This is a genomic window from Nonomuraea sp. NPDC051941 (genome assembly GCF_044593615.1).
Genome location: NZ_JBIUCF010000003.1, coordinates 224,114 through 248,132, shown reverse-complemented (window position 1 = coordinate 248,132; position 24,019 = coordinate 224,114). Strand labels below are relative to the sequence as shown.

Annotated in this window: 23 protein-coding genes; 1 reads left to right on the top strand and 22 read right to left on the bottom strand. The window is 71.8% G+C overall.

All coding sequences use genetic code 11. The annotated features are described in order from the left end of the window. Positions 1 to 436: 436 nt before the first annotated feature. From ACIHFD_RS07665 to ACIHFD_RS07645, 5 genes are all read right to left on the bottom strand, one after another. Entirely contained in the window at positions 437 to 763 is a 327-nt protein-coding gene (locus ACIHFD_RS07665) for a DUF1048 domain-containing protein (protein WP_397366046.1), read from the bottom strand. Between the two features lies 1 nt (position 764). Further along, positions 765 to 1,121 (bottom strand): DUF1048 domain-containing protein, encoded by a 357-nt coding sequence (locus ACIHFD_RS07660; protein WP_363963699.1) that lies wholly within the window; start codon positions 1,119 to 1,121, stop codon positions 765 to 767. Beyond that, positions 1,118 to 1,444 carry a PadR family transcriptional regulator gene (locus ACIHFD_RS07655; RefSeq protein WP_363963697.1) on the bottom strand — a complete coding sequence of 109 codons (327 nt, stop codon included), beginning with the start codon at positions 1,442 to 1,444 and terminating at the stop codon, positions 1,118 to 1,120. The genes ACIHFD_RS07660 and ACIHFD_RS07655 overlap by 4 nt, the downstream gene beginning before the upstream one ends. A gap of 134 nt (positions 1,445 to 1,578) precedes the next feature. Continuing rightward, entirely contained in the window at positions 1,579 to 2,037 is a 459-nt protein-coding gene (locus tag ACIHFD_RS07650) for a hypothetical protein (RefSeq protein WP_397366045.1), read from the bottom strand. Beyond that, the gene (locus ACIHFD_RS07645; RefSeq protein WP_397366044.1) at positions 2,009 to 2,392 is read right to left on the bottom strand and encodes a hypothetical protein; all 384 of its coding nucleotides are present in this window, start codon (positions 2,390 to 2,392) and stop codon (positions 2,009 to 2,011) included. The genes ACIHFD_RS07650 and ACIHFD_RS07645 overlap by 29 nt, the downstream gene beginning before the upstream one ends. Between ACIHFD_RS07645 and ACIHFD_RS07640 the strand changes: the two genes are divergently transcribed. Beyond that, positions 2,376 to 2,519, top strand: coding sequence for a hypothetical protein (locus tag ACIHFD_RS07640; protein WP_397366043.1), 144 nt, complete (start codon positions 2,376 to 2,378; stop codon positions 2,517 to 2,519). The two genes, ACIHFD_RS07645 and ACIHFD_RS07640, sit on opposite strands and share 17 nt — an antisense overlap. Here the strand turns inward: ACIHFD_RS07640 and ACIHFD_RS07635 are convergent. From ACIHFD_RS07635 to rsmH, 17 genes are all read right to left on the bottom strand, one after another. Next, positions 2,512 to 4,557 carry a hypothetical protein gene (locus ACIHFD_RS07635; protein ID WP_397366041.1) on the bottom strand — a complete coding sequence of 682 codons (2,046 nt, stop codon included), beginning with the start codon at positions 4,555 to 4,557 and terminating at the stop codon, positions 2,512 to 2,514. The two genes, ACIHFD_RS07640 and ACIHFD_RS07635, sit on opposite strands and share 8 nt — an antisense overlap. A gap of 41 nt (positions 4,558 to 4,598) precedes the next feature. After that, positions 4,599 to 5,468, bottom strand: a complete 870-nt coding sequence (locus ACIHFD_RS07630; protein ID WP_350729183.1) for a DivIVA domain-containing protein — start codon at positions 5,466 to 5,468, stop codon at positions 4,599 to 4,601. A gap of 106 nt (positions 5,469 to 5,574) precedes the next feature. Next, positions 5,575 to 5,862: a YggT family protein gene (locus tag ACIHFD_RS07625; protein WP_350729181.1), complete on the bottom strand. Its 288-nt coding sequence runs from the start codon at positions 5,860 to 5,862 to the stop codon at positions 5,575 to 5,577. A gap of 80 nt (positions 5,863 to 5,942) precedes the next feature. Further along, complete coding sequence (locus ACIHFD_RS07620; RefSeq protein WP_350729179.1) at positions 5,943 to 6,443, bottom strand: cell division protein SepF; 501 nt, start codon at positions 6,441 to 6,443, stop codon at positions 5,943 to 5,945. A 139-nt stretch (positions 6,444 to 6,582) separates the two neighbouring features. Then, positions 6,583 to 7,275 carry a YggS family pyridoxal phosphate-dependent enzyme gene (locus ACIHFD_RS07615; protein WP_397366040.1) on the bottom strand — a complete coding sequence of 231 codons (693 nt, stop codon included), beginning with the start codon at positions 7,273 to 7,275 and terminating at the stop codon, positions 6,583 to 6,585. Between the two features lie 96 nt (positions 7,276 to 7,371). Then, on the bottom strand, positions 7,372 to 8,859 hold the full coding sequence (ftsZ, locus tag ACIHFD_RS07610) for a cell division protein FtsZ (protein ID WP_350729175.1): 1,488 nt from the start codon (positions 8,857 to 8,859) through the stop codon (positions 7,372 to 7,374). 324 nt (positions 8,860 to 9,183) lie between these two features. Next, a complete protein-coding gene (locus ACIHFD_RS07605) occupies positions 9,184 to 9,849 on the bottom strand; it encodes an FtsQ-type POTRA domain-containing protein (protein WP_350729174.1) in 666 nt (221 codons plus the stop codon). 159 nt (positions 9,850 to 10,008) lie between these two features. Beyond that, positions 10,009 to 11,406 carry a UDP-N-acetylmuramate--L-alanine ligase gene (gene murC / locus ACIHFD_RS07600; protein WP_397366039.1) on the bottom strand — a complete coding sequence of 466 codons (1,398 nt, stop codon included), beginning with the start codon at positions 11,404 to 11,406 and terminating at the stop codon, positions 10,009 to 10,011. Beyond that, positions 11,403 to 12,479 carry an undecaprenyldiphospho-muramoylpentapeptide beta-N-acetylglucosaminyltransferase gene (gene murG / locus ACIHFD_RS07595; RefSeq protein ID WP_350729170.1) on the bottom strand — a complete coding sequence of 359 codons (1,077 nt, stop codon included), beginning with the start codon at positions 12,477 to 12,479 and terminating at the stop codon, positions 11,403 to 11,405. The genes murC and murG overlap by 4 nt, the downstream gene beginning before the upstream one ends. Before the next feature lie 12 nt (positions 12,480 to 12,491). Next, the gene (ftsW, locus tag ACIHFD_RS07590) at positions 12,492 to 13,766 is read right to left on the bottom strand and encodes a putative lipid II flippase FtsW (RefSeq protein WP_357728717.1); all 1,275 of its coding nucleotides are present in this window, start codon (positions 13,764 to 13,766) and stop codon (positions 12,492 to 12,494) included. Next, positions 13,750 to 15,126, bottom strand: a complete 1,377-nt coding sequence (murD, locus tag ACIHFD_RS07585) for a UDP-N-acetylmuramoyl-L-alanine--D-glutamate ligase (protein WP_350729167.1) — start codon at positions 15,124 to 15,126, stop codon at positions 13,750 to 13,752. Before murD ends, ftsW begins: the two co-directional genes overlap by 17 nt. Further along, positions 15,123 to 16,181 (bottom strand): phospho-N-acetylmuramoyl-pentapeptide-transferase, encoded by a 1,059-nt coding sequence (mraY, locus tag ACIHFD_RS07580; protein ID WP_350729166.1) that lies wholly within the window; start codon positions 16,179 to 16,181, stop codon positions 15,123 to 15,125. Before mraY ends, murD begins: the two co-directional genes overlap by 4 nt. Continuing rightward, positions 16,178 to 17,989, bottom strand: a complete 1,812-nt coding sequence (murF, locus tag ACIHFD_RS07575) for a UDP-N-acetylmuramoyl-tripeptide--D-alanyl-D-alanine ligase (protein ID WP_397366038.1) — start codon at positions 17,987 to 17,989, stop codon at positions 16,178 to 16,180. Before murF ends, mraY begins: the two co-directional genes overlap by 4 nt. Continuing rightward, complete coding sequence (locus ACIHFD_RS07570; protein ID WP_397366037.1) at positions 17,989 to 19,527, bottom strand: UDP-N-acetylmuramoyl-L-alanyl-D-glutamate--2,6-diaminopimelate ligase; 1,539 nt, start codon at positions 19,525 to 19,527, stop codon at positions 17,989 to 17,991. Before ACIHFD_RS07570 ends, murF begins: the two co-directional genes overlap by 1 nt. 40 nt (positions 19,528 to 19,567) lie before the next feature. Further along, positions 19,568 to 22,300, bottom strand: coding sequence for a penicillin-binding transpeptidase domain-containing protein (locus tag ACIHFD_RS07565; RefSeq protein ID WP_397366036.1), 2,733 nt, complete (start codon positions 22,298 to 22,300; stop codon positions 19,568 to 19,570). After that, positions 22,297 to 22,923 carry a hypothetical protein gene (locus tag ACIHFD_RS07560; protein WP_397366035.1) on the bottom strand — a complete coding sequence of 209 codons (627 nt, stop codon included), beginning with the start codon at positions 22,921 to 22,923 and terminating at the stop codon, positions 22,297 to 22,299. The genes ACIHFD_RS07565 and ACIHFD_RS07560 overlap by 4 nt, the downstream gene beginning before the upstream one ends. Then, positions 22,913 to 23,878 (bottom strand): 16S rRNA (cytosine(1402)-N(4))-methyltransferase RsmH, encoded by a 966-nt coding sequence (rsmH, locus tag ACIHFD_RS07555; protein ID WP_363963677.1) that lies wholly within the window; start codon positions 23,876 to 23,878, stop codon positions 22,913 to 22,915. Before rsmH ends, ACIHFD_RS07560 begins: the two co-directional genes overlap by 11 nt. Between the last annotated feature and the right edge of the window lie 141 nt (positions 23,879 to 24,019).

Sequence of the window (24,019 nt, the reverse complement as noted above, 5' to 3'; positions counted from 1 at the left end):
CCCGCCCCCTGCCCCCCACCCCCTGACCCCCACCCCCGATGGGCCGCCTCCTCACGGCCCACCGCCCTCCCCCGAAGCACACCCCCGGCGCCGTCCGCGCGGGACCCGCAGCCGGGGCGTCGTTGCGCAGGATTGCACCGTGGTCGCCGGGGATCTTCGCGTGATCTTGATGTTCGGATTGCGCTCGACCACCTGAGTGAGGCTGGTCGACGACGATGTCGCCGCTGGGCGAGTTCACCCGGCAGGTCGCCGGCGGCCTCGCCGATTCGGGGTATCCGCCGGAGTTCATTGATGGCCCCGCAGGCGCCGGTGGAGATATCGACGGGCCGCGCCGATGAGCGGGCCGATGAAGGGCCGGCGTTCAGATCGAAGATGATCGAGGCCGCGCTGGAGACACCGACCGAGCAGCTCGTGTTCAAGGCCGGGTCGACGGGTGCTACTTCTCGGCCGTGCCGGATTCCCCGCTGATGGACTCCTGATAGATGTCCGCGAAGGTGCGCGAGTCCTTGATCAGGTCGTCGCAGAAGGCGGCGACGTCGTTGCCGATGAGTTCCAGGACTCCCTTACCGGCCGCGACGCCCTCCTCGAAGAAATCGACGATCCCTGAGAGCAGGGGACCCTCAAGCAAGTCGATCGGTCCAACCTTGAAGAAGTACCTCTGCATCTCCTTGTAGACGATCTGGTAGTCCGGCGGGAGTGCCTTGACCCGCGCCATGTGCGCCCGCCACTGCTTCTTGCCCTCGATGATGTCCTGGATGCCCACGTCAGCCTCCTAGCCGGCCCAATTTCCTTGCGACGTTCCTGTTCAACTGCTCACGCCACCTGTCGCGATAGCTCCGGGCCCCTTTCCCGCCTGCCAGCGCCGCGCAGAAGCCCCCGATGTCGTCCCCCAGCACCTCGTGAATGCTCCGCCCATCGGCCGCCGTCTCTTCGAGCAGCCCCAGAGCACCGTCGAGAATCGGCATCAGGTTTCGACCCGTGAAGTCCCCGTAGGGAAAAAGATGACCCTTGATCTCTTCCCACGCCGCCCGGTAGTCGGCCGGCAATGCCTCGGCCCGAGCTTCGAACGCCTTCCATTCCCTGGTGAGATCGCTGCCTGTCATGGTCTCCCAGAAGTTCATCTCCCGCCCTCCTTGAGCTTGTCGATCCGCGATGTGATGTACTCCCATTTCGCCCAGAACGTCGCGAGTTCTTCGCGCCCTGCCTCGTTGAGCTCATAGAACTTGCGCGGCGGGCCCAGCCCGGACGGTCGTTTCGTCACCTGGACGAGCCCGTTCTTCTCCAGTCGCAACAGGATGGTGTAAACCGTCCCCTCGACGACGTCGGCGAAGCCCAGTTCGTTCAGCCGACGCGTGATGGCGTACCCGTAGGTCTCCTCGCTGCCGATGATTTCCAGCACGCAGCCTTCAAGCGTGCCCTTCAGCATCTCTGTCAGGCCGTCCATCGTGGGTCCTCTTCCGCCTTCCCTTGGTACTCGGTGCTACCGAGTACCAGTACACGGTACCACGGAGTAGCGGACCATGCCGCGCACGCGGCGAGCACGAACCACGGAGGCGATTCGAATCATCGGCGCCGCACTTACACGAGTGCTCGACCCCGCCGATGACCTTCCGGGAGCGCCTTGCAGGAGGAGGCGTCGGCGCAGGTGAGGGCGGTTTGCGCCGAAGGCGGTACGGGCCGGCCAAGGTTCGCGAAGGCGTCAGTGCGGCCGCACCACGCCGAGGAGGAACTCCAACATCCGACACGCCGCCCGGGGATGATCGGATGGGCTGCCGCCGGCAGCGGCGTCAAGAAGACCGCGCCGCCAGTGCCGCCAGTGCCGCCGAGGACGGATACACCGAGGTCGGCCGCGCCCCGGAGGAAGCCCATCGCCCGGCGCGGGTTGTCGATGATGACGCCGTCCGGCCTGGGCCGCAGTGCCAGCACCTGCCGCGCCGCGAGATAGCCGCCCCACTCGGTGGCCTCGACGTGGATCAGCATCTGCGGGTCGTCCCCGTCGATGCCGCGTTCACCGAGCGCGCGCGTGACCCCGAGCACGCGCTGCTGGATGAAGGAGTATCGCGGCGCACCCCGACACACGAGTGATTCTCCGGCGGCCATGCCCGGCCAGGTGGAAGGCGGGCGCCGCGCCTTCCACGACGGTGAAGGGACGGCCCAGCACCAGCACGGGCACCCCGACCGCTGCGGCCCAGGAGGAATCCTGGAACGGCTCCACGCTGAGCAGGATCACACCGCTTACCCGTCGTCGCGCAAGCTCGGCGACGTGCTCCCGCTCGACCTCCACATCGCCGTTGGACGTCGCCACGGTCACGCTCAGCTGGTGCCGGCGAGCCGCGTCGGTGATGTGCTGGGTCAGTCCCGCGAAGGAGGACGGCGTGATCTCAGGCAACACCAGCCCGACCGAGTCGGTGCTGCCCGTCTTCCTGGCTCGCGCCGGTAACCGAGACCACGTCGAGCACCCGTTGCCGAGTAGCCGGCGCGACCTGATCAGGAACGTCGTTCAGCGGGATCTCAGCTGACCGTCTCGCGGTCGTGCTGGCACACCGAGCAGCTCGTCAGCCCGGCCGCCTCCGCCGCGGCGAGCGTCATCGTCTCCACGCCCGACTCCCCCGCGCCCCTGATCAACGGGCAGGCGGTGCTGTGGTAGCGGCGGGTGCCGATGATGACCTTCACCATGCCGGAACGCTCGTCCTTGCCCTCAGCGCCGCCCGAGGGGCCGGTGGACTTGTCAGCGGCCTTGGCCGAGCCGGAGGCCTCAGGCTTGGTGGGCTTGGTCGGGGTGCCGGGCTTGGGCGTCGAGCCGCTCCCCTCGCCCTTGAACACATCTGGCTTGGTGGAAGTGGCGTCGTCCTTGGAGCCCGTGCCGGTCGTGCCGGACTTCGCCCCCGAGCCGGCAGGCCCGCCGGTGCCGGAGGTCCCGGGCTTCGGGCTGGCGCCGCCGGACGTGCCCGCCTTGGCCGGGCCACTCGCCGCAGAGGGCCGCCCGGATGCGGACGGGCGGTCAGAGGCAGACGGCCGATCCGAGGCCGACGGGCGGTCGGAGGCGGACGGCCGATCCGAGGCCGACGGGCGGTCGGAGGCGGACGGCCGATCCGAGGCTGACGGGCGGTCGGGGCCGGACTTTTCCGTTGTCGAAGGCTTGGTGGCCGGGCTCGGGCCGGAAGGGCGTCCGGCGCTCGCGCCGGGGCCCGGGGGCAGCGGGCCCTTGGGCTTGGCCTCCGACTCGGCGGAGGACGCGGGCCGCTCCGGCACCGTCGCACTCTCCCCCGCCGTGGCAGGCGTCTTGGCGGCCCCAGAAGGACGCTGTGACGACCCGGAGGCCCCACCCGAGGGTCCAGGGCGGACCGGCGTCCCGGAAGAGGTCACGCGCGGCTGCGGTGCCGTGGCGGGCCCCGCGGAATCGTCGTCGTCGGTCGCCTTCGAAGAGGGCCCACCGGCGGGCTGTCCCGGCTTCGCGCCGGACGCCGGACCATCGGTCGATCCCGGCTTCGACGACGGGCCGCCGGTCTGCACAGGCTTGTCGCCAGGCCGGCCGGGCTTGGTGCCGGACTGCTCGGGCGAGCCGGTGGACTGGCCGGGCTGGCCGGGCTTGGTGCCGGACGGACGGGGTGCGTCCGTGGGACGGCCGGCCTTGGGGCCGGGCTGTTCCGGCGAGCCGGTGCGCTGCGAAGGCTTGGCCGCGGGTGCTCCGGCCTTGCCGGGGGCTCCCGTGGCGGGACCTTCCGGAGCGGCGGAGGGCGAGCCGGGCCTGCGCGCGGAAGGCGGCGGCCGGAAATATGAAGTCTCCGCGTCCGCCTGATCGTCATCCGATTCGGCGGCGGAGGAGGTGGACGGGCGGCCGAACCACGCGGTGGCGCCTTCCTCGCGGGAGGCGGGCTCCGGGTCGGGGGTGGAAGCCTTCGCGGCAGGCTTCGGCGGGGCGACCGGCGGACGTACGTCGCGGGTCTCCGCGGCGTCTTCCGCCCGGCTCGCCGCCGTGACGGCGGTGCCGGGGGCGACGACGGGCTCGGGGTCGGCGGCAGGCGGCAGCTGCCGTCCGCCGAGCGCGGCGTCAGGCAGGCACGCCGTGCAGGGCGTGAAGCCCTCCTCGCGTGCCTCCTCGTACGTGAGCTCCTCGGTGTCCCGGCCGCTCAGCTGTCGGCAGCCGGACACGTGGTAGCGCTTGCGTCCGGGGATCACCAACACGATCGCATCCGGCGAGATGCCGCTCGCCGCGGGGCGGCGGGGTGCGGCGGCGGGAACGGTAGCCGTCCGCTGCGGCGTCTGCGGATGCGGATGGGGTCGCGGTGGGGGCTGGTGACCCATGGGGCCGGTCTGACTGTACGGCGAGCCGGGGCCCGGCGGCATGAGCCCTTTCGGGGGGGTGGCCGGCGCAGCGGCCTGCCCACCACCGGGAAAAAGCTCGTTTCGCCGCAGGAACGCCCCGATCACGAGGAACAGCGCGGACAGCACGCTGACCACGATGGACCACATGATCAGGAACGGCTTAGCCAGTACGAAGCCCGCGATCAGCAACACGACCGCCGCGAGCACCAAACCAGCACTGATAAGGATCACAGGGGGCTCTTTCGAGTGACAGGTCCTAGTGACCCGCTACTTTACCGGCGGTCGTTGTGGGGACCGTCACCGCCGGGGAAGACACCCTGGGGAGCCTCGCCGCCGAACGGGCTGGGACCACCGGGAAGCGGCGGCTGACCCTGCGACACGGCGTGCGACATCGCGGGAGCCTGACCCGCCGGACCACCGGACATCACCGGGAACCCACCGCTGCCCTCAGCGGAGACGTTGAGCTCGGCGAGCTGGTTTTCCAGGTAGAGCTTGAGCCTGCTGCGGTATTCGCGCTCGAAGCTGCGCAGCTCCTCGACCTTGCGCTCGAGCTCGTCGCGGGTCTGCACCAGCGAGCCCATCGCCTGGCGGTGGCGCTCCTGCGCGTCGCGCTCGAGCGTCTCGGCGCGGGCGCGGGCGTCGCCGATGACCTGCTCGGCCTGGCGGCGTGCCTTGGTGAGGATCTCGTCGGCCTCGCGGCGGGCGCGGGTGACCGTCTCGTCCGCCTCCCGGCGGGCGTCGGAGATCGCCTGGTCGGCGGTCTGCTGGGCGAGGGCGAGCACGCGGGCCGCCGTGTCCATGTTGTCCTCGGCGGGAGGCATGTTCATGACGGGGACCGGCTGCTGCACAGGCGGCGGCTCGGGGGCGCGCATGGGCTCCGGCTGGGGCGGCGGAGCCATCATCTCAGGCTTGGGCTGCTCCTGGACCGGGGCGGAGGCCATGGGCATGTTCATGCCGCCCGGCACCTTCCCCCGCAGGCACTCGGCCAGCTTGGCGCGGAGCTCTTCGTTCTCTTGGATCAGACGGTCGAGCTCAGCCTCCACCTCGTCGAGGAAGGCGTCGACCTCTTCCTCGTCGTAGCCCGGCCGCAGCCGGGTGGTACTGAACTGCTTGTTCCGCACATCAGCGGGCGTCAGCGGCATTTTTTGGTCTCCTTGGCGCGCTTTGGAGTCTGTCCGGAGGGACGGTAACCCGAATCACTTCAGCGCGGACACGAGTTGGATCACGACCTGCGCCACACCGCCCCCGTCATCGCAGCATCCCCACGATCTGGATCAGCAGCAGCACGGCGATGAACAGGACAGTGAAGCTTAGGTCAAAGGCCACCGTACCCAACCGGAGCGGGGGAATGAAACGGCGGAGGAACTTGAGAGGTGGGTCGGTTGCGGTGTAAGTGGCTTCGGCCAGCACCAGGACGATGCCGGAGGGGCGCCACTGACGGGCGAAAGCCTGCACCGTCTCGAAGATCATTCTGCCGATGAGCAGCACCAGGTAGAGAGACAGGACTACGACCAAGATCTGGCTTACGATCCCCACGGCCCGGCCGCGCCTCCACTCCCGATGTGCCCTCCCGGTCTCGGCGAGACCCGGTTGGGTGCGATAGACATACAGAGACTCTAACTCTGATTGAAGAACCCGCGTTCCGCGATTCGGGCCTTGTCCTCGGCGGTCACCTCGACATTGGCAGGGGACAACAGGAACACCTTGTTGGTAACACGTTCAATGCTGCCATGTAGGCCAAAGACCAGACCTGCCGCGAAATCGACAAGACGCTTGGCGTCGCTGTCAACCATCTCCGTCAGGTTCATGATGACCGGGGTGCCGTCTCGGAAGTGCTCTCCGATGGTACGCGCCTCGTTGTACGTCCGGGGGTGGAGTGTCGTGATGCGGGCCAGATCGGTCGTGCGGCGCTCCAGGATCGTCGTGGCGGGCCTGGGCGCGGGCACCCCCGCCTCGGGCTCCTCGTCGCGTTCCTGGACCGCTACGGGCCGCTCGTCGCCGGGCCGCTGTACCTCGTCCTCGTAGGCGTAGTCGTCCGGGTAGGTTTCGTACCTCTCGTAGCGGTCGTCCTCCACGAGACCGAGGTAGACCGCCATCTTGCGCATCGCGCCGGCCATCGCTACGTCGTCCTCCTGCTCACGGTCGCACTCGCTCGAGCCCGACACCGGATCCCGAGGCGGTAGCCGTACCCCCTTGGAGCTCACCGCTGATCGACCTCTACTTGGTCATGGGCCTGAAGACCCACTTGAGGGGACATTACCTGACGAAGGGCTTGCGACGACCGAGCAACGCCGTACCGACCCGCACGTGTGTCGCGCCGTACGCGATGGCTTCGGCGAGGTCCTCGCTCATACCGGCCGAAATCATCGTGGCGCGCGGGTGCTGCTCCTCCAGGCGCGTGGCCACGTCACGCAACCTGGCGAACGCCTTGGCGGGCTCCTCCCCCAGCGGCGCCACGGCCATGATGCCGCCCAGCCACAGCCCTTCGGCCAGCGCCACCTCGTCGGCCAGCTCCAGCACGTCCGCGGCGCGGGCGCCGCCCCTTTCGGGGTCGTCGTCGAGCGCGACCTGGATGAGGCAGCCGACCCTGCGGCCCTGGCGGACCGCCTCCTTGCTGATCGCCTCCACCAGCCGGAGCCGGTCGACGGAGTGGATCACGTCGGCGTACGCGACGACCGAGCGGACCTTGTTCGTCTGGAGCTGGCCGACGAAATGCCAGGTCAGCGGCAGGTCCGCAAGCTCGTGCGCCTTGGGCGCGGCCTCCTGGTCCCGGTTCTCGCCGACGTCGCGCACGCCCAGCTCGGCCAGAATGCGCACGTCCTCGGCCGGGCGGGTCTTGGTGACGGCGACCAGCGTGACCTCGCCCCGGTCACGACCCACCGCGCGGCAGGCCGCCGCGATGCGCGTGTCGACCTCGGCGAGCCCGGCCGCGATCTCGTCCCTTCTCACGTGGCCCTCCCTTTCACTACACGCCCGTGCGGTACGCCTCGCGCACGACGGCGCCGCTCCCGGATCCCTGCCGGGGAGCGGCGTCAGGCTACCGGGCTATTTGAGGAAGTCGGGGACGTCGAGCTCCTCTTCCTGTTCCTCGAAGATCACCCGAGGACGTTTGGCGGGCTCCGACATGCGGGAGGTGATGGGCGTGGGCGGGTTGGCGGGCTCGGGCGTGGGCCGGGGGATGGAGACGGGGCCGGACGGCTCGTCGGCCAGCGGCTCGTCGTCGACGGACCCGGGGATCTGCGCCGACTCCACCGGGCGCACCGGCTCCGGGCGCGGCGGCTCGGGACGGGGCTCCGGGCGGGGATCCGCCCTGAACTCCGCGCGCGGCTCCGGCCGGGGGTCGGCCCTGAACTCGGCCCGCGGCTCCGGACGGGGCTCAGGACGGAACTCGGCACGCGGCTCGGGCCGGAAGTCCGTACGCGGCTCCGGACGTGCCTCAGCGCGCGGCTCAGGGCGCAGCCCGGGCTGCTCCGACTTCACGCTGGGGGACGCGACGCTCGGCCGCACAGGGGACGACACGGGCGGCGCGGCCGGCGGGGCGGCGGGACGGCTCGCCGGGCGGGGCAGCGGCTTCTCCACCGGAGGCGGCACGTCGTCGAACCCGGCCGCGATCACCGTCACGCGGACCTCGTCGCCGAGCGCGTCGTCGATGACCGTACCGAAGATGATGTTGGCGTCCGGCGCGGCCGCCATGGACACGAGCTGCGCGGCCTCGTTGATCTCGAACAGACCGAGGTCGGAGCCGCCCGCGATCGACAGCAGCACGCCGTGGGCGCCGTCGATGCTGGCCTCCAGCAGCGGGCTGGAGACCGCCATCTCGGCCGCGGCCACCGAACGGTCGTCGCCGCGGGCGTGGCCGATGCCCATGAGGGCGGAACCGGCGCCCGACATGACCGACTTGACGTCGGCGAAGTCGAGGTTGATCAGACCGGGGGTGGTGATCAGGTCGGTGATGCCCTGGACACCGGACAGCAGCACCTGGTCCGCCGCCTTGAACGCGTCGAGCACGCTCACCTGCCGGTCGGAGATCGACAGCAGACGGTCGTTGGGGATCACGATCAGCGTGTCGACCTCGTCGCGCAGCGTCTCGATGCCGGCCTCGGCCTGCATGGCCCTGCGCCGTCCCTCGAAGCTGAACGGCCTGGTCACGACACCGATGGTGAGCGCGCCGAGCGACCGGGCGATGTTGGCCACGACGGGCGCGCCGCCCGTGCCGGTGCCACCACCCTCGCCGGCCGTGACGAAGACCATGTCGGCCCCCTTGAGGACCTCCTCGATCTCCTCGCGGTGGTCCTCGGCCGCCTTGCGCCCCACGTCGGGGTTGGCGCCCGCGCCCAGTCCGCGCGTGAGCTCACGGCCCACGTCGAGTTTCACATCGGCGTCACTCATCAGCAGCGCCTGGGCGTCGGTGTTTATCGCGATGAACTCGACGCCCTTGAGTCCCTCCTCGATCATCCGGTTGACGGCGTTGACTCCGCCGCCGCCGATGCCGACGACCTTGATGACCGCGAGGTAGTTCTGCGGTGCTGCCACGACGAGGGGCCTTTCCGCTCGTTGACTTGCCATTTCGGTGCGGATTGTCTCCGCTTTTTGTCACTTCGGGTAACTCTCAACCTCAGGTTGAGATTTAGATTTATGTCAACCTGAGGATTGATACGGACAGTAGGAGTCCCCTACCTGGCGGGTCAACTAACCGCGCCGCAAGCACGTCCGGCGTGTCGCGGGCTGTCCGTTTCGCTCCGAAGTCGCGCCTGGTCGGGGGCTCCTGGCCCGACGTACGACTTAAGGCTCTCACGCCGCGACCCCCACCTCGCACAAGCTGGGCGATGCCGTTGCCGCGCACTTGCCCAGTCTTGATCACTTCAGCGTCACCACGTCCGGGGAGCTGACGTCGTACACCGTGGCTTTTTCTCGTTTGAGCAGTGACGTAAGAATGCGCGCCTTCTCCTTGGGACGGTCGGCGCCGCCCCAGATGACGGTGCGCCCGTCGGAAAGCAGCAGGGTCACGCCCTCGGCCGTGCCCGCGCGGACCTCCCGGACCTTGGGCGCCAGCACGCCCGGGACCGCCTGGATGACCTGCAGCGCCGCCATCATGGCCGGGTCGCCGACGGCGGGGTTGTCGACCTTGAGCACCGGCAGCATGGGCGGCGCCGCGGACTTGACCTCGATCACCACGCCCTGCTTGTCGACGATCGCCACCTTGCCGCCCGCGGGGATCGCGGCGACGGGCTCGCGCTCGACCACTTCGATCTTGAGCGTGCCCGGCCAGATCCGGTCCACCTTCGCCTTGGCGAGCTGTCTGATGCCGAGCACGCGGGTCTCGACGTCGGCGAGGTTGACGGTGGCGAGGGGATGGAGGTCCGGCACGCCGGCCTGCTGTTTGATGCGCTCGCTCGGCACTGTGAGATTTCCCACGATCTCGATCGAGCGCACGCCCAGCACGGGTGAGAAGAACACCAGCCAGGCGGCCGTGCCCACCACTCCCGCCGTCAGCAGCCCCAGGAACGCGGTCCTCGCCTTCATCGCCCTCCCCATGTCGGCCCCCGGGGTTCCGGCCCCCGAGCGTCGGCACAGAACCTACGCCGACGCGCCCCACGGCACCGCGCGCCACGCCCAAACGCCCCCCAACGGGACGCACCGCGCTCCCGTCGGTGCTCGCGCGCCGTCAGTCCGCAGGGGGTGTCAGGAGAGGCGGGCCACGATCTGGGGGCCGAGCTCCGTGACGTCGCCCGCGCCCATGGTGAGCACGATGTCGCCGGGCCGCGCCCGCTCGGCCACCATCGCGGGCACCAGGGCCCGGTCGGGCGCGTACGCGACCCGCTCCGGAGGCAGCGGCACCTTCCCGGCCACCATCGCGCCCGAGACGCCCGGCTCGGGATCCTCGCGGGCCCCGTAGACGTCGAGCACGATGGCCTCGTCGGCCAGCGCGAGCGCCGCGCCGAACTCGTCGGCGAAGAACCGGGTGCGCGAGTAGAGGTGCGGCTGGAAGATCGCGATGACCCGGCCGTGGCCGGAGTAGGAGGCGACCACGTCGCGGGCGGCCTTCAGGTCGGCGGTGAGCTCGGTCGGGTGGTGCGCGTAGCTGTCGAAGACCGCGATGCCGCCGGCCTCGCCCTTGGCCTCGAAGCGCCGCTTGGCCCCCGTGAAGGCCCCCAGCCCCTCTCTGGTCTCCTCGAAGGGCAGCCCCAGCTCGTCGGCCACGGCGATCACCGCGGTGGCGTTGAGCGCGTTGTGCGCCCCGGGGACGGCCAGCCGGACCTCGCCCCTGCCCTCGATGGCGAAGACCGTGCCGAACCCGTCGGGCCTGATCCCGCTCACGCGGTAGTCCTCGCCCTCGGCCCCGTACGTCTTGACCCGCAGCCCCCGCTCGCGCGCCCGCTGCGCCAGCTCGGCGGCGCCCGGGTCGTCGGCGCACGCGATCAGCAGCGAGCCCACCCGCTCGGCGAAGCGGGCGAAGCTGGCGTGCACGGCCCCCGGGTCGCCGTAGTTGTCGAGGTGGTCGGCCTCGACGTTGGTCACCACGGCGATGTCGGGCGCGAGCATGAGGAAGGAGCCGTCGCTCTCGTCGGCCTCGGCCACGAACACCTGGCCCTGCCCCTCGTCGGCGCCGAGCCCGGTGGTGACGAGCTGCCCGCCCACGCAGTAGGACGGGTCGGCGCCGCACTTCTGCAGGGCCACGGTCAGCATCGAGCTGGTGGTGGTCTTGCCGTGGGTGCCCGCGATGGCCACGGCGGTGCGCCCGGCCATGACGGAGGCCAGCGCGGCGGCCCGCGGGATGATCCGCAGCCCCTGCTTGAGCGCCTCGCCCAGCTCGGGGTTGGAGTCGCGGATGGCGGTGGAGACGACCACGGTGTCGACGTCCTTGATGTGCGAGGCGGCGTGGCCGATGTGGACCGTGGCGCCCAGCTCGCGCAGCTCGGTGATCAGCTCGGAGCTGCGCGCGTCGCTGCCGGACACCCGCACGCCGCGCTTGAGGAGGATGCGGGCGATGCCCGACATGCCCGCGCCGCCGATGCCGATGAAGTGCACCCGCCCCAGATCCGCTACGGCAATGGGATCGACCAGCTTGACGAGACTCATCGGGCTATCTCCAACACTTTCCGGGCAAGCATGATATCGGCGTCCTTCCGGCCAAGTCTGGAGGCGGCCTCCGACATGGCCGCGACCCGCTCGGGGTCACGGAGGATGGGCAGCACGTTGTGGATGATCCATTCGGGTGTCAGTTGGGCGTCGTCGACCATCAGGCCGCCGCCGCCCCGGGCGATGCGCCCGGCGTTGATGGCCTGCTCGCCGTTGCCGTGCGGCAGCGGCACGTACGCGGCCGGCAGCCCCACCGCGGTCAGCTCCGCGCACGACAGCGCGCCGGCGCGGCACAGCGCGAAGTCGGCGGCCGCGTAGGCGACGTCCATGCGGTCGACGTAGGGCAGCAGCACGTACTGCGGGTCGCCCGGCGGCGGCTCGCGGTCGACGGTGTTGTTCGGGCCGAGCACGTGGAGCACCTGCACGCCCGCGCTGCGCAGCACGGGCGCGGCGGCGAGCGCGGCCTGGTTGAGCGACCTGGCGCCCTGCGAGCCGCCGAAGACCAGCAGCGTCGGCCGGTCGTTCTCCAGCCCGAACCAGGAGCGCGCCTTGTCGCCCGCCGACAGCCGGTCGAGCGTGACGATCTCGCGGCGCAGCGGGGTGCCGATGTATTCGGCCTTGGGCATCGCGGCCTCGGGGAAGCCGGTGAAGACGTGCTCGGTGAGCCGGGCACCCAGCCGGTTGGCCAGGCCGGGGCGCGGATTGGCCTCGTGCACGACGATCGGCACGCCGCGCCGCTTGGCCGCCAGGTAGGCGGGGGTCGCGACGTAGCCGCCGAAGCCCACGAGGACGTCGGCCTGGACCCGGTCGAGTATGCCGGCCGCGGCGTTGATCGCCCCGGCCAGCCGGCCCGGCACGGTGAGCAGGCTCGGAGTGATCGCCCTTGGCAGCGGCACGGCCGGCACCAGCGCCAGCTCGTAGCCCCTGGCGGGCACCAGCCTCGTCTCCAAACCGCGCTCGGTGCCCATGCAGGTGATGCCGACGCTCCGGTCAAGATGGCGCAGCGCGTCCGCAAGGGCGAGCGCGGGCTCGATGTGCCCGGCCGTCCCACCACCGGCGAGGACCACCCTCATCTCGGTCACTCCCTAACGTGTCGCTCGGCCTCTGGTCATACCCCCCAGGCCAAGCCAGCTTAGGGCCCGGGCGGCCGGTCCGGGGCCACGAGCCTTCAAGGCCTCCCTCGCGCCAGGCTCGCGTTTGGCGAACGACAGCAGCATGCCGAGCGCGGCGAGCGTGGGCAGCAACGAGGAGCCGCCGTACGAGACCAGCGGCAGGGGGATGCCGGTGATCGGCAGGACGCCGAGCACGGCGCCCATGTTGACGGTCGCCTGCCCGACGATCCAGGCCACCATGGCGGCGGCGGCGAGCCTGGTGAAGGCGTCGTTGACGCGGACGGCGACGCGCAGCCCGGCGTACCCGAGCAGCCCGAACAGCGCCACCACCATCAGCGTGCCCATCAGCCCGAGCTCCTCGCCGAGGATGGCGAAGATGAAGTCGCTCTCGCCGTGCGGCAGCCAGTTCCACTTCTGCCGGCTGCTGCCGAGCCCGAGCCCGAACCAGCTGCCCGAGCCCATCGCGATCTGACCCTGCACGGCCTGGTATCCGTCGCCCTGCGCGTCGGCCCACGGGTTGAGATAGGCCCCGATGCGAGCCATCCGGTACGGCTCCACCTTGATCATGATGACCGCGGCGAGCACCGCCAGCGACAGGATGCCGCCGAACAGCTTGATCGGCGCCCCCACCACCCACAGCAGCGCCAGGAAGATCATGAACAGCACCAGCGTGGTGCCCAGGTCGCGGCCGAGCATGACCATGACGGCCAGGATCGCGGTGCCGGGCATGAGCGGGATCAGCAGCTGCCGCCACTCGATGCGGCCCTGCCGCGCCCGCCTGGACAGCAGGTCGGCCCCCCACAGCACGAGCCCGAGCTTGGCCGGTTCGGACGGCTGGAGGGTGAACGGGCCGATGTAGATCCACCGCTGCGCGCCCAGCTCGGACGAGCCGATGAACAGCACCATGACCAGCGCCAGGATCGACAGCGCCATCATGGGATAGCCCGCCCAGCGGAAGAACTTGGCCGGCAGGCGTGAGCAGGCCCACATCACCGGCAGGCCCACCGCGGCCGAGAGCGACTGCTTGAAGAACCACGAGAACGGGCTGCCGGTCTTCTGCAGCGCCTCGACGCTGGAGGCCGACAGCACCATCATCAGGCCGAGCGCGAGCAGCAGCGCGCTGCACATGATGATCAGGTAGTACGTCGTCAGCGGCTTGTCGAGCAGCTCCTTCAGCGACCCGAGCTGCTCCCGCGCCCAGCCGCCCGGCCCCTCGACGGCGCGCGGCTCCTCAGCGCTCGCGCTCACGTCGCAGCCTCAGCTCGCGTACGGCGCGCGCGAAGGCCTCCCCCCTCGCCGGGTAGTTGGCGAACATGTCGAGCGAGGCCCCCGCCGGGGAGAGCAGCACGGTGTCCCCGGGCGAGGCCAGCCGGGCGGCTTCGGTGACGACTCTTTCCATCGCACCAGTGTCCCGATCAGCGATGTCCACGACGGGGACATTCGGCGCGTGTCGCGCGATGGCTTCGGCGATCCTGTCCCGATCTGCCCCGAGCAGCACCGCTCCGCGCAGTCTGGGGGCCGCCTGGCGCACCAGGTCGTCGACGTCCGCGCCCTTGAGCTGCCCGCCCGCGACCCACACGATCGACGGGTACGAGGCCAGCGCCGCGGCGGCGGCGTGCGGGTTGGTCGCCTTGGAGTCGTCGATGTAGTCGACCTCGCCGACCCGGTCGACGTGGGCGAGGCGGTGGGGGTCGGGCACGAAGTCGCGCAGCCCCTGGCGCACCGCCTCCGACGGCACGCCGAGCGAGCGGGCCAGGGCGGCGGCGGCCAGCGCGTTGGCCACGTTGTGCGGCGCGAAGGGCCGTACGTCCTCCAGCGTCGCCAGCTCCTCGGCCGCCTCCACGGGATCGGCCACGAAGGCCCGGTCGACCAGCAGGTCCTCCACGACGCCGATCTCGCCGCGCCTGGGCACCCGCAGCGTGAACCCGACCGCTCCCGGATAGGGCGCGGCCAGCCTCGTGGCCTCGGGATCGTCGGCGTTGTAGATCACGTGCGCGGCCCGCTCGAAGATGCGGCCCTTGGCGGCGGCGTACTCCTCCATGGAGCCGTGCCAGTCGAGGTGGTCGGGGGCCACGTTGAGGATGGCCGCGGCGTGCGGGGCCAGCGTGCTGGACCAGTGGAGCTGGAAGCTGGACAGCTCGACGGCCAGCGCGTCGTACGGCTCGGCGACGGCCCGCACCACGGGGACGCCCACGTTCCCGACGGCCAGGGCCTTGTGCCCGGCGGCCAGCAGGATCGAGGTCAGCATGCGTACGGCGGTGGTCTTGCCGTTGGTGCCGGTCAGCGCGAGCCACGGGGCCGCCTGCGCCGGGCGCAGCCGCCAGGCCAGCTCCACCTCCCCCACGACCTCGACGCCCGCCTCGAGCGCGGCGGCGATCAGCGGGTGGTGCGGCGCCCAGCCGGTGGTGACCAGGCGGGTCACGCCCTCCGGGATCTCCATCGCGCCGAAGCGGGTCTCCACGCCGGCCGCGGCCAGCTCGGCGGCGGCGGCGAGCTGGCGCTCGCCCTCCACCGCCTCCACGACCACGACGCGCTCGCCGCGCTCGGCCAGCACCCGCGCCACGGCGGTGCCGGACACGCCGAGCCCGGCCACGCACGTGACACTCATGGCTTGGGCATCCACTCGACGTAGAACAGCCCGAGCCCGAGGGCCGAGCAGAGCATCGCGACCAGCCAGAACCTGACCACGATCGTGGTCTCGGCCCAGCCCTTCAGCTCGAAGTGGTGCTGCAACGGCGCCATCCTGAACACCCGTTTCCCGGTCATCTTGAAGAACCCGACCTGGATGATGACCGACAGGGTGATGATCACGCACAGGCCGGCCAGGATGATCAGCAGGAGCTGGGTGCGGGTGGCGATGGCCAGGCCGGCCAGCACGCCGCCCAGGGCCAGCGAGCCGGTGTCGCCCATGAAGATGCGGGCGGGCGGCGCGTTCCACCACAGGAACCCGATCAGCGCCCCGAGCACGGCCGCGGCCACCACGGCCAGGTCGAGCGGGTCGCGCACCCAGTAGCAGTTGGGGCCGAGCTGGTCGATGCAGTTGTTGCGCAGCTGCCAGTTGCCGATCAGCACGTACGCGGCCAGCACGACGCCGGTCGCGCCGCTGGCCAGGCCGTCGAGGCCGTCGGTGAGGTTCACCGCGTTGGAGAACCCGACGATCATGAAGAGCACCCAGATGGTGAACCCGACGATGCCGATCGACGGGCCGATGTCCCGCAGGAACGACACCCGGGTCTCGGCGGGGGTGATGCCGTAGATGTTCGGCTGGCGGACCACCAGGAACGCGAAGACCGCGCCGACGACGAGCTGGCCGAGCGCCTTGGCGCCGCTGCGGAGGCCGAGGCTGCGCTGCTTGTAGATCTTGATGAAGTCGTCGAGGAACCCGACCGCGCCGAGCCCCGTCATCAGGAACAGCACCAGCATGCCCGACACGGTGGGCGCGGCGAAGGTGGCCAGGTGGGAGGCGCCGTAGGCGAGCAGCGAGGCCAGCACGAACACGATGCCGCCCATCGTGGGGGTGCCCCGCTTGCCGAGGTGGGCCTGCACGCCGTCCTCGCGGATCTCCTGGCCGTAGCCGCGCCGCGACAACAGCCGGATCGCCAGCGGGGTGCCCAGCATCGAGAGGATCAGGCCCACCGCACCGGCGATGATGATTTCGGTCACTGAGCGGCACCTCCGAGCACGAGCTCGGCCGTCCGTTCCAGACCCATGGCTCTCGGTCCCTTCACCAGCACCGCGTCACCCGGCCGCAGCCATCCGGCCAGCTCGGCCGCGGCCGCCTCGGCATCGGGCACGTGCACAATTCGCATCGCCTGCGCAGGATACGCGGCCCCGCCACCGGGTGGCGCCCCGGCCACCGGCCCGCCCAGGTGCGGCCCGCCCGCGTGCGGCCCGGCGGGAACGCCGCCCATGGGAGGCCCGCCCACCGGCGGCTGTCCGGGCACAGGTCCACCCGCCGGAGGCGCCTGCCATCCCTGCGGCGGCACGCCACCGGCGTCCGGCGCCTGCCAGCCGGGCTGCGGGGCCCCCTGCTCGGGGGACGGCCCGTGCCAGCCCTGGTCCTGAGCGGGTCCATGCCAGCCCTGGTCCTGAGCGGGTCCGTGCCAGCCCTGGTCGGGGGAAGGCCCGTGCCAACCCTGAGGCGCCTCCTGATGGGGGACGGGCGCCTGCGGGACCCCGGCCGCGGCCTGGGCCGCCGCCTGGGCGTCCAGGGCCGCCTGAGCGGCCGCCTGGGCCTCCGCCGCGGCGGAAGAGGCCCCTTCCAGCACCGGGCCCGCGTCGGGGCCGGCCACGATGAGCCCGGCCAGGCCGGAGCCGCCGGCCAGCCGGCCCAGCTCCGCGTTGAGCACGGGGCCCTCCTCGCCCAGCTCGCGCAGCGCCGCGATGACGGCGAAGCGCCGCCGTCCCCGGCCCAGCACCTCGAACGCCGCGAACGCCGCCCGCATCGAGTCGGGATTGGCGTTGTAGGCGTCGTTGACGACCGTCACCCCGTCGGCCCGGTCCGTGACCTCCATCCGCCACCGGCTGAGCGGCGTGGCCTGCGACAGCTCGGCGGCGATGGTCGCCACCGGCAGGCCCAGCTCGTAACCGGCCGCGGCGGCGGCCAGCGCGTTCTCGACGGCGTGCTCCCCGAACAGCTGGAGCGACACGGGCGCGGACCCCGAGGGCGTGCGCAGCGTGAAGGAGGCCCGCCCGCGGGCGTCGACCGTGACGCCCTCGGCCCGGATGGAGGCGGACTCGCCCCGGCCGAAGAACGTGACCCGCGCGTCCGTGCGCGAGGCCATGGCCCGCACCAGCGGGTCGTCGGCGTTCAGGACGGCCACGCCGGTGCGCGGCAGCGCCTCGACCAGCTCGCCCTTGGCCTTGGCGATGGCCTCCTTGCCGCCGAAGACGCCGAGGTGCGCGGTGCCGACGTTGAGCACCACGCCGATCTCCGGCGGCGCGATGCGGGTCAGGTCCTTGATGTGGCCGATGTTGCGCGCGGCCAGCTCCAGCACCATGAAGCGGGTGCCGAGGTCGGCCCGCAGCACGGTCAGCGGGTGTCCGAGCTCGTTGTTGAAGCTGCCGACGGGGGCGATCGTGGGCCCGACGCGGGCGGTGAGCCGCGCCAGCAGGTCCTTGGTGCTGGTCTTGCCCGCCGAGCCGGTCACGCCGATCACGGTGACCTTGGGCAGCGCGGCCGCCTGGGCGGTGGCCAGCTCGGCCAGCGCGGCGGCGGCGTCGGGCACGATCACCGCGGGTCCCTCGACCGGCCTGGTGGCCAGCACGGCGACGGCTCCGGCCCTGATCGCCTGCGCGGCGTAGTCGTGGCCGTCGACGCGCGCGCCCTTGATGGCCACGAACAGCGATCCCGGTTCTACGGCCCGCGAGTCGATCACGACGGGCCCGCGGACGACCGCGCGGGGATCGGCCATGCCCGTCAGGGCGCCCGAGGTTATCTCGGCGATCCTGGCCAGAGGCAAGGGGATCATCAGTGCTTCCTGCTTTCCGTGCTTTCCTCGCGTGCGGCGATCGCCTCCGCGACCACCTCACGGTCGTCGAAGGGGATCACTTCGCCTGAAATGTACTGACCCTGCTCATGACCCTTGCCGGCCACGACGATCACGTCGCCTTGCCCGGCCCGGGCGATCGCCAGGCCGATGGCGGCCGCGCGGTCGGGCTCAATGATCACATGAGCGCGGTCGTGCTGCGGAACGCGGAGCGCTCCCTCCATCATCGTCACGAGAATGGCCAGCGGATCCTCCGAGCGCGGATTGTCGCTCGTGAAAATGGCCACATCCGCCAGCTGGGCGGCGAGCTCGCCCATGACGGGCCGTTTGCCTTTGTCTCGGTCGCCGCCGCAGCCGAGCACGATCGTCAGCGTGCCCGCCGTGACGGACCGCAGCGAGCGCAGCACCGACTCCACGGCGCCGGGCTTGTGGGAGTAGTCCACGACGGCCTGGAACTCGTCTCCCGCGGCCGTGATCCGCTGCATGCGCCCCGGAACCCCGGTGAGCGTGCCCACGCCGTGCACGGCGGTGTGCAGCGGCACCCCGGCCTCGACGAGCGTGACGATGGAGCCGAGCGCGTTGGCGACGTTGAACGGCCCCGGCAGCGCGATCTGCGCGTCCGCCTCGACCCCGCCGGGCCCCACGACCCTGAACGCGCTGCCGTCGGCGCCCAGCCGGGCGTCCAGCGCCCGCCACTCGGCCTCCGGGTCGCCCAGCGCCGAGTACGTGGTCATCGGCACCTTCGCCAGGTCGAGCAGCTCCCGCCCGTAGCGGTCGTCGATGTTGGTCACGCCGACCCGGCTCAGCTCCGGCTGGAACAGCCGCACCTTGGTCGCGAAGTAGTCCTCGAAGTCCTTGTGGAAGTCGAGGTGGTCCTGGGAGAGGTTGGTGAACAGGGCGACGTCGTAGAAGATCCCGTCGACCCGGCCGAGCGCCAGGGCGTGGCTGGAGACCTCCATGACGGCCGCGCTGACGCCTTCCTCGCGCATCAGGGCGAACAGGCCGTGCAGCTGCGGCGCCTCGGGCGTGGTGAGCGTGGGCTGGAAGCGCGCCTCGCCGGCGCGGATCTCGACGCCGCCCACCAGGCCGGCCCGGTGCCCGGCCGCCCGCAGGCCGGCCTCGATCATGAACGTGGTGGTGGACTTGCCGCTGGTGCCGGTGACTCCGAGGATCTGGATGTCGTGGGCCGGCTGCCCGTACACCCAGGAGGAGATCTGCCCGAGCAGGGCGCGCGGGTCGGGCACGATCAGCACCGGCAGCCCGGTCGCGACGGCCTCGTCGCGGCCGGCGCGGTCGGTGAGCACCGCCACCGCTCCCTTCGCCATCGCCTCGGCGGCGAAGGCGGCTCCGTGGGCCTGTCTGCCGGGCAACGCCACGTAGAGATCTCCGCGACTGACGTCGCGGGAGTCGATGGTGACGCCGGTCAGGGCGGCATGAGGCGACCGCGACGTGCCTGAGTCGGCGTCGAGCATGGTCGCGAGCCCGGTCAGCGGGCGGGGCGGGCTGGTCGTAGGACGCATAGACGACGGGGGACGCACGGCGAGAGCGTACCTTCCCTGGTCACTGTCCCGCGCGCATCCGCACCGGCGGCGCGGCGGAGCCTGTGGGAGGAATCTTCTTGCTCTTGATGGCGAACGTCATCACATCCTTGAACACGGGGGCCGCCAACTGCCCGCCGAAGTGGCCGTTCTTCGGGTTCTGCAGCACCGACAGCACCACCAGCCGGGGCTTGTCGGCGGGCGCGAACCCGACGAACGAGGCAGTGTAGCCCTCGTACCGGCCGAGCTTCGCATCGTAGCGGTTGGCCGTGCCCGTCTTGCCCGCCACCCGGTAGCCGGGAATGGCCGCGAGCTCTCCCGTGCCCTCCGCGCTCACCGCGGTCTCCAGCATCGTCGTGATCTCCTTCGCCGTCGTCGCGCTCACCACTCTGGTCTGCTTACCTGCGGGAGCGGGAACGAACCTGCCGGACGTGTCCGTCGTGCCGGCCACGATCCGCGGCTCGATCTTGACGCCGCCGTTGGCGATGGTCTGGTAGACGCTGGCCATCTGCAGCGCGGTCACCGAAACGCCCTGCCCGTAGGCGACGGTGCAGCTCTGGCTGCCCGACCAGTTCTTGTAGTCAGGCAGCAGCCCGGCCTCCGCGCTCGGCACGCCGCCACCCGGCCGCGTGCCGAACCCGAACGCCTTCAGCATCCGGAAGAGGCGCTCGCTGCCGACCTTGCGCGCGGCCATGATCGTGGCCACGTTGCTGGACTCGGCCACGGCCTGGCGGAACGTCATCGACTCGGCCTTGTGCGGGTGCGCGTCGCGCAGCACCTGGTCGGCGCACTTGATCCGGTCGGGGACCTGGAACACCGTGTCGGGCGTCACCGCGCCGGCCTCGATCGCGGCGGCGGCCGTGATCACCTTGTTGGTGCTGCCGGGCTCGAACACGTCGGCGGCGGCCTTGTTGACGTACGCGGACGCGGGGGCCTTGCGCCAGTTGTTCAGGTCGAGCTCGGGGGCGTTGGCCATGGCGATGATCTGGGCGCTCTGCACGTCCATGACGATCACGGTGCCGCTGTCGGCGCCGGCCTTCTCGACCTGCTCGGCGATCGACTCCTGGGCGGCCCACTGGATGTCGCGGTCGATCGTCAGCCGCACGTCCTGGCCGTTGACGGGGGCGGTGTGCTGGCTGCTGGTCATCGGGATGCGCAGGCCGTCGCGGCCCGTCTCGACGCGCTGCTCGCCGTCCTGGCCGGCCAGCAGGGTGTTCCTGGCCTGCTCGATGCCGCCCAGCCCGGCGCCCTCGTCGCCGACGAACCCGATGAGGCTGCCCGCCAGGTCGCCCGCCGGGTAGAGCCTGCGGTAGGTCTTCTTCGCCGCCAGCGCAGGCACCCCGGCCTGCTGCAGGCGGGTGGCCACGACCGGGTCGACGTCCGTGGCCAGGCGCTGGTAGCGGGTGTTGGTCCTGGCCAGCTTGGCGGAGATCTCCTGCTCGCTCTTGCCGAGCTGCTGGGCCAGGAGGGCGGCCCACTTGGCCCGGGTCTGGGGGGTGACCTTGGACGGGTCGATGGACAGCTCGCGCGCCTCGACGGTGATGGCCAGGCCGTGGCCGTTGACGTCGGTGATCGAGCCGCGCTCGGCGGGGATCTGCTCGGTGTGCGTGCGCTGGCCCACCGCCGCGGCCTCGTACACCTTGGAGTCGAGGCCCTGCATCTGGATCAGCCGCCCGGCGAAGATCGACAGCACGAACGTCATGCCGATCAGGCCGATGTTGATGCGCCTGCGCGGGTTGCCCAGCCGCAGCACCAGCGGCGGCCTGGGCGGGCGCGGCGGCGGTCGGCGCGGCCCTCTGGGCGGAGGCACCTCCCCGCCGCGGCGCGCCGCCACCCGCTCGCTGCCCCGGGCCGCCTCCGGCCTGGCGGCCTGCGGCCTCGGGCCGCCCGCCTGGGGACGCCGCAGCGCGCCGTCCTCCCTGGCCCGGCTCCGGAGGTCGTCCTCCTGCCGGCCGCGGCGCGGCGCGTCGTCCTCCTGCCGGCCGCGGGCTCGCTCGTCGCCTCCCTGGACGCGCCCGCGGAGCCGGTCGGCCTCGTCGCGGCCCTGGGGAGCGCGCCCTCTGGGCCGGTCGCCCTCGTCACGGCCCCGCCCCGCGCTGTTCCTCGGGCGGTCGTCGTCATCGCGGCCGCGCCCGGCACCGCCCCTGGGGCGGTCGTCCTCGTCACGGCCTCGTCCCGCGCCACCCCTCGGCCGGTCGTCGTCATCGCGACTCCGTCCCGTGCCGCTCCGGGGGCGGTCGTCCTCGTCGCGCGGGCGCCTGCGGGTGCCGTCCGCGGCGTCGCCGCGCGAGCGGCCGCGCCCCGAGCCGCCCGAGCCGCCTGAACGGCCGCGGTCCGGGCCGCTCTGGCGGGTGCCGTCGCGGCGGGCACGGTCGGGGCCGCTCTGGCGGCTGCCGCCGGAGCGGGGACGGCCGGTCTCACCCGGGTCGGCGCTGTCGGCGTCGTCGCGGCGGGAACGGCCGCGCGGTTCGTCGCCGGACTCGCGCGGCGGACGGCCCCGTGGCGGGTCGCCCGGGCCGAACGGCAGGTCGAGCGGGTCCGGCGGGCGCTTGCGCGGCTGGCGTGGCGGGTTCTCCGGCGACGCCGGGCGGCCCGACCCGTCGGAACGGCCCCCGTCAGAACGGGCGGAGCCGCCCTGCCGCCCCGCCCGTCCCGGACCTCCCGGCGTACGACGAGCGGCGCCGGGCCCTCCTTGAGAGCCGGCGCCGCCAGCGCCGCGGCCGGGTCCCTGCCCCCTGCCGCCTGAGTTGCTCACCGTTCCCTGTCCGCCTGACCGCTCTGGCCGTCGGTGCCCGCGCCGCTCCAGCTGTCGACGTTGTCCCAGTTGCGGTGCTCGCCCTGGTTCTCGGCCATCGTGGCGAGGACGTCGGGCTGCGTCTTGAGCTGGTATTCCAGCTCGATCTTCTCCTTCTCCTGACGCGCCACCGCGATCTCGTCGCGCAGGTCGGCGTCGGTGATGGCGTCCTTGGCCAGCATGGTGTTGAGCAGCAGCAGGCTCACCAGGCCGCCGCAGAGCAGCCCGACGACGAGCAGCACGAACGGCGCGCGCTGGCTGCGCGCGGGCCGGCGCCGCGCCATCGGCCGCCTGATCTGCGCGCTCACCGAGGCGATCCGCTTGCCGGCGGTGCCGGTGCCGGTGCGGGTGCCCGTACGGGTGCCCGGACGCACGCGGGTGGCGCCGTCGGCGCGCTCCCGCTCGGCGCCGGGCCGCTTGCCATCGAGGTCGAGGCGTGCCCGCTCGGCCGCCGACAGCTTGCTCTCGACGTCAGGACGGGGCCGCGGCTTGGACTGGTGCGGCGCCCCGAGCCGGCGCGTGCCCGTCTTGGGGGTCGCGCGGCGGACGGGCGCTCCCCGGCCGGTCTCCTGCTCAGTCGTCAACACGGATCCTCTCTGCCGCCCGTAGCCGGGCCGAGGCCGCCCGCGGGTTGCGGGCGAGCTCTTCTTCGCTTGGGAGCTCGGCTCCCCTCGTCAGGAGGCGGAACCTCGGCTGGTGAGCCGGCAGGGGGACGGGCAGCCCGGGGGGGCTGGTGTCCCTGGTTCGCGCCGTGAGGGCCTGCTTGGTGAGCCGGTCCTCGAGCGAGTGGTACGAGAGCACGACGACTCGCCCACCCAGCGCCAGCGCGTCGAGTGCCGCGGGCAACGCCGCCTCCAGGGCGGACAGCTCCGCGTTCACCTCGATGCGCAGCGCTTGGAAAGTCCTCTTGGCGGGGTTTCCCCCGGTGCGCCGGGTCGCGGCGGGAATCGCCTCACGCACGATGTCCGCAAGCCGCTTAGTCGAGGTTATGGCCTCTTTGGCCCGTTCCTTGATGATCAGGCCCGCGACACGCGGAGCGAATCGTTCTTCTCCGTAATCGCGCAGGATGCGGATCAGCTCCGGGGCGGAGTAGGTGTTGACCACCAGCTCCGCCGTCAGCTCCTGGTCGGTGTCCATCCGCATGTCGAGCGGCGCGTCGTAGGAATAGGCGAACCCGCGCTCCGCCTCGTCGAGCTGCGGCGAGGAGACCCCCAGGTCGAACAGGGCTCCGTTGACCGTGGTGCGCCCCGCACGGGCGAGCACCTCGGCCAGGTCACCGGAGGAGGCGTGGACCAGGGTGATCCGGTCCGCGTACGGGCTCAGCCGGCGGGTCGAGAAGTCGATCGCGAAAGGGTCGCGGTCGATCCCGATCAGATGAAGTGAAGGATAGGCGGCAAGCAGGGCCTCCGAGTGGCCACCGAGGCCGAGGTTGGCGTCGACGACGACCGGCTCGCTGCCGGTCAGCGAAGGCCCGAGCAGCTCCAGAACGCGCTCGAGCATCACCGGAACGTGACCGCCCGTGCCAGCGTTGTCCTGCATCTCCAACCCCCCTCTCGCGCCCTTGCCCGCGGATGACGCGTATAGATCGATCGTCGGCCACCTCTGAGTCCCCACCCGGCGCCGCCCGGCCAGGTCCCCATCCGCACCCTCTTCGTGGACGCCTGTCATCTGACACCGGGG

Excerpts from the sequence above, each read along its gene's own strand:
- ACIHFD_RS07655 (WP_363963697.1), bottom strand. The coding sequence starts at position 1,444 with ATGGACGGCCTGACAGAGATGCTGAAGGGCACGCTTGAAGGCTGCGTG.
- ACIHFD_RS07570 (WP_397366037.1), bottom strand. The coding sequence starts at position 19,527 with ATGCGTCCTACGACCAGCCCGCCCCGCCCGCTGACCGGGCTCGCGACC.
- ACIHFD_RS07660 (WP_363963699.1), bottom strand. The coding sequence starts at position 1,121 with ATGAACTTCTGGGAGACCATGACAGGCAGCGATCTCACCAGGGAATGG.
- ACIHFD_RS07630 (WP_350729183.1), bottom strand. The coding sequence starts at position 5,468 with ATGCCGCTGACGCCCGCTGATGTGCGGAACAAGCAGTTCAGTACCACC.
- rsmH (WP_363963677.1), bottom strand. The coding sequence starts at position 23,878 with ATGCAGGACAACGCTGGCACGGGCGGTCACGTTCCGGTGATGCTCGAG.
- murF (WP_397366038.1), bottom strand. The coding sequence starts at position 17,989 with ATGATCCCCTTGCCTCTGGCCAGGATCGCCGAGATAACCTCGGGCGCC.
- ACIHFD_RS07620 (WP_350729179.1), bottom strand. The coding sequence starts at position 6,443 with ATGGCCGGCGCGATGCGCAAGATGGCGGTCTACCTCGGTCTCGTGGAG.
- murG (WP_350729170.1), bottom strand. The coding sequence starts at position 12,479 with ATGAGGGTGGTCCTCGCCGGTGGTGGGACGGCCGGGCACATCGAGCCC.
- murC (WP_397366039.1), bottom strand. The coding sequence starts at position 11,406 with ATGAGTCTCGTCAAGCTGGTCGATCCCATTGCCGTAGCGGATCTGGGG.
- ACIHFD_RS07605 (WP_350729174.1), bottom strand. The coding sequence starts at position 9,849 with ATGAAGGCGAGGACCGCGTTCCTGGGGCTGCTGACGGCGGGAGTGGTG.
- murD (WP_350729167.1), bottom strand. The coding sequence starts at position 15,126 with ATGAGTGTCACGTGCGTGGCCGGGCTCGGCGTGTCCGGCACCGCCGTG.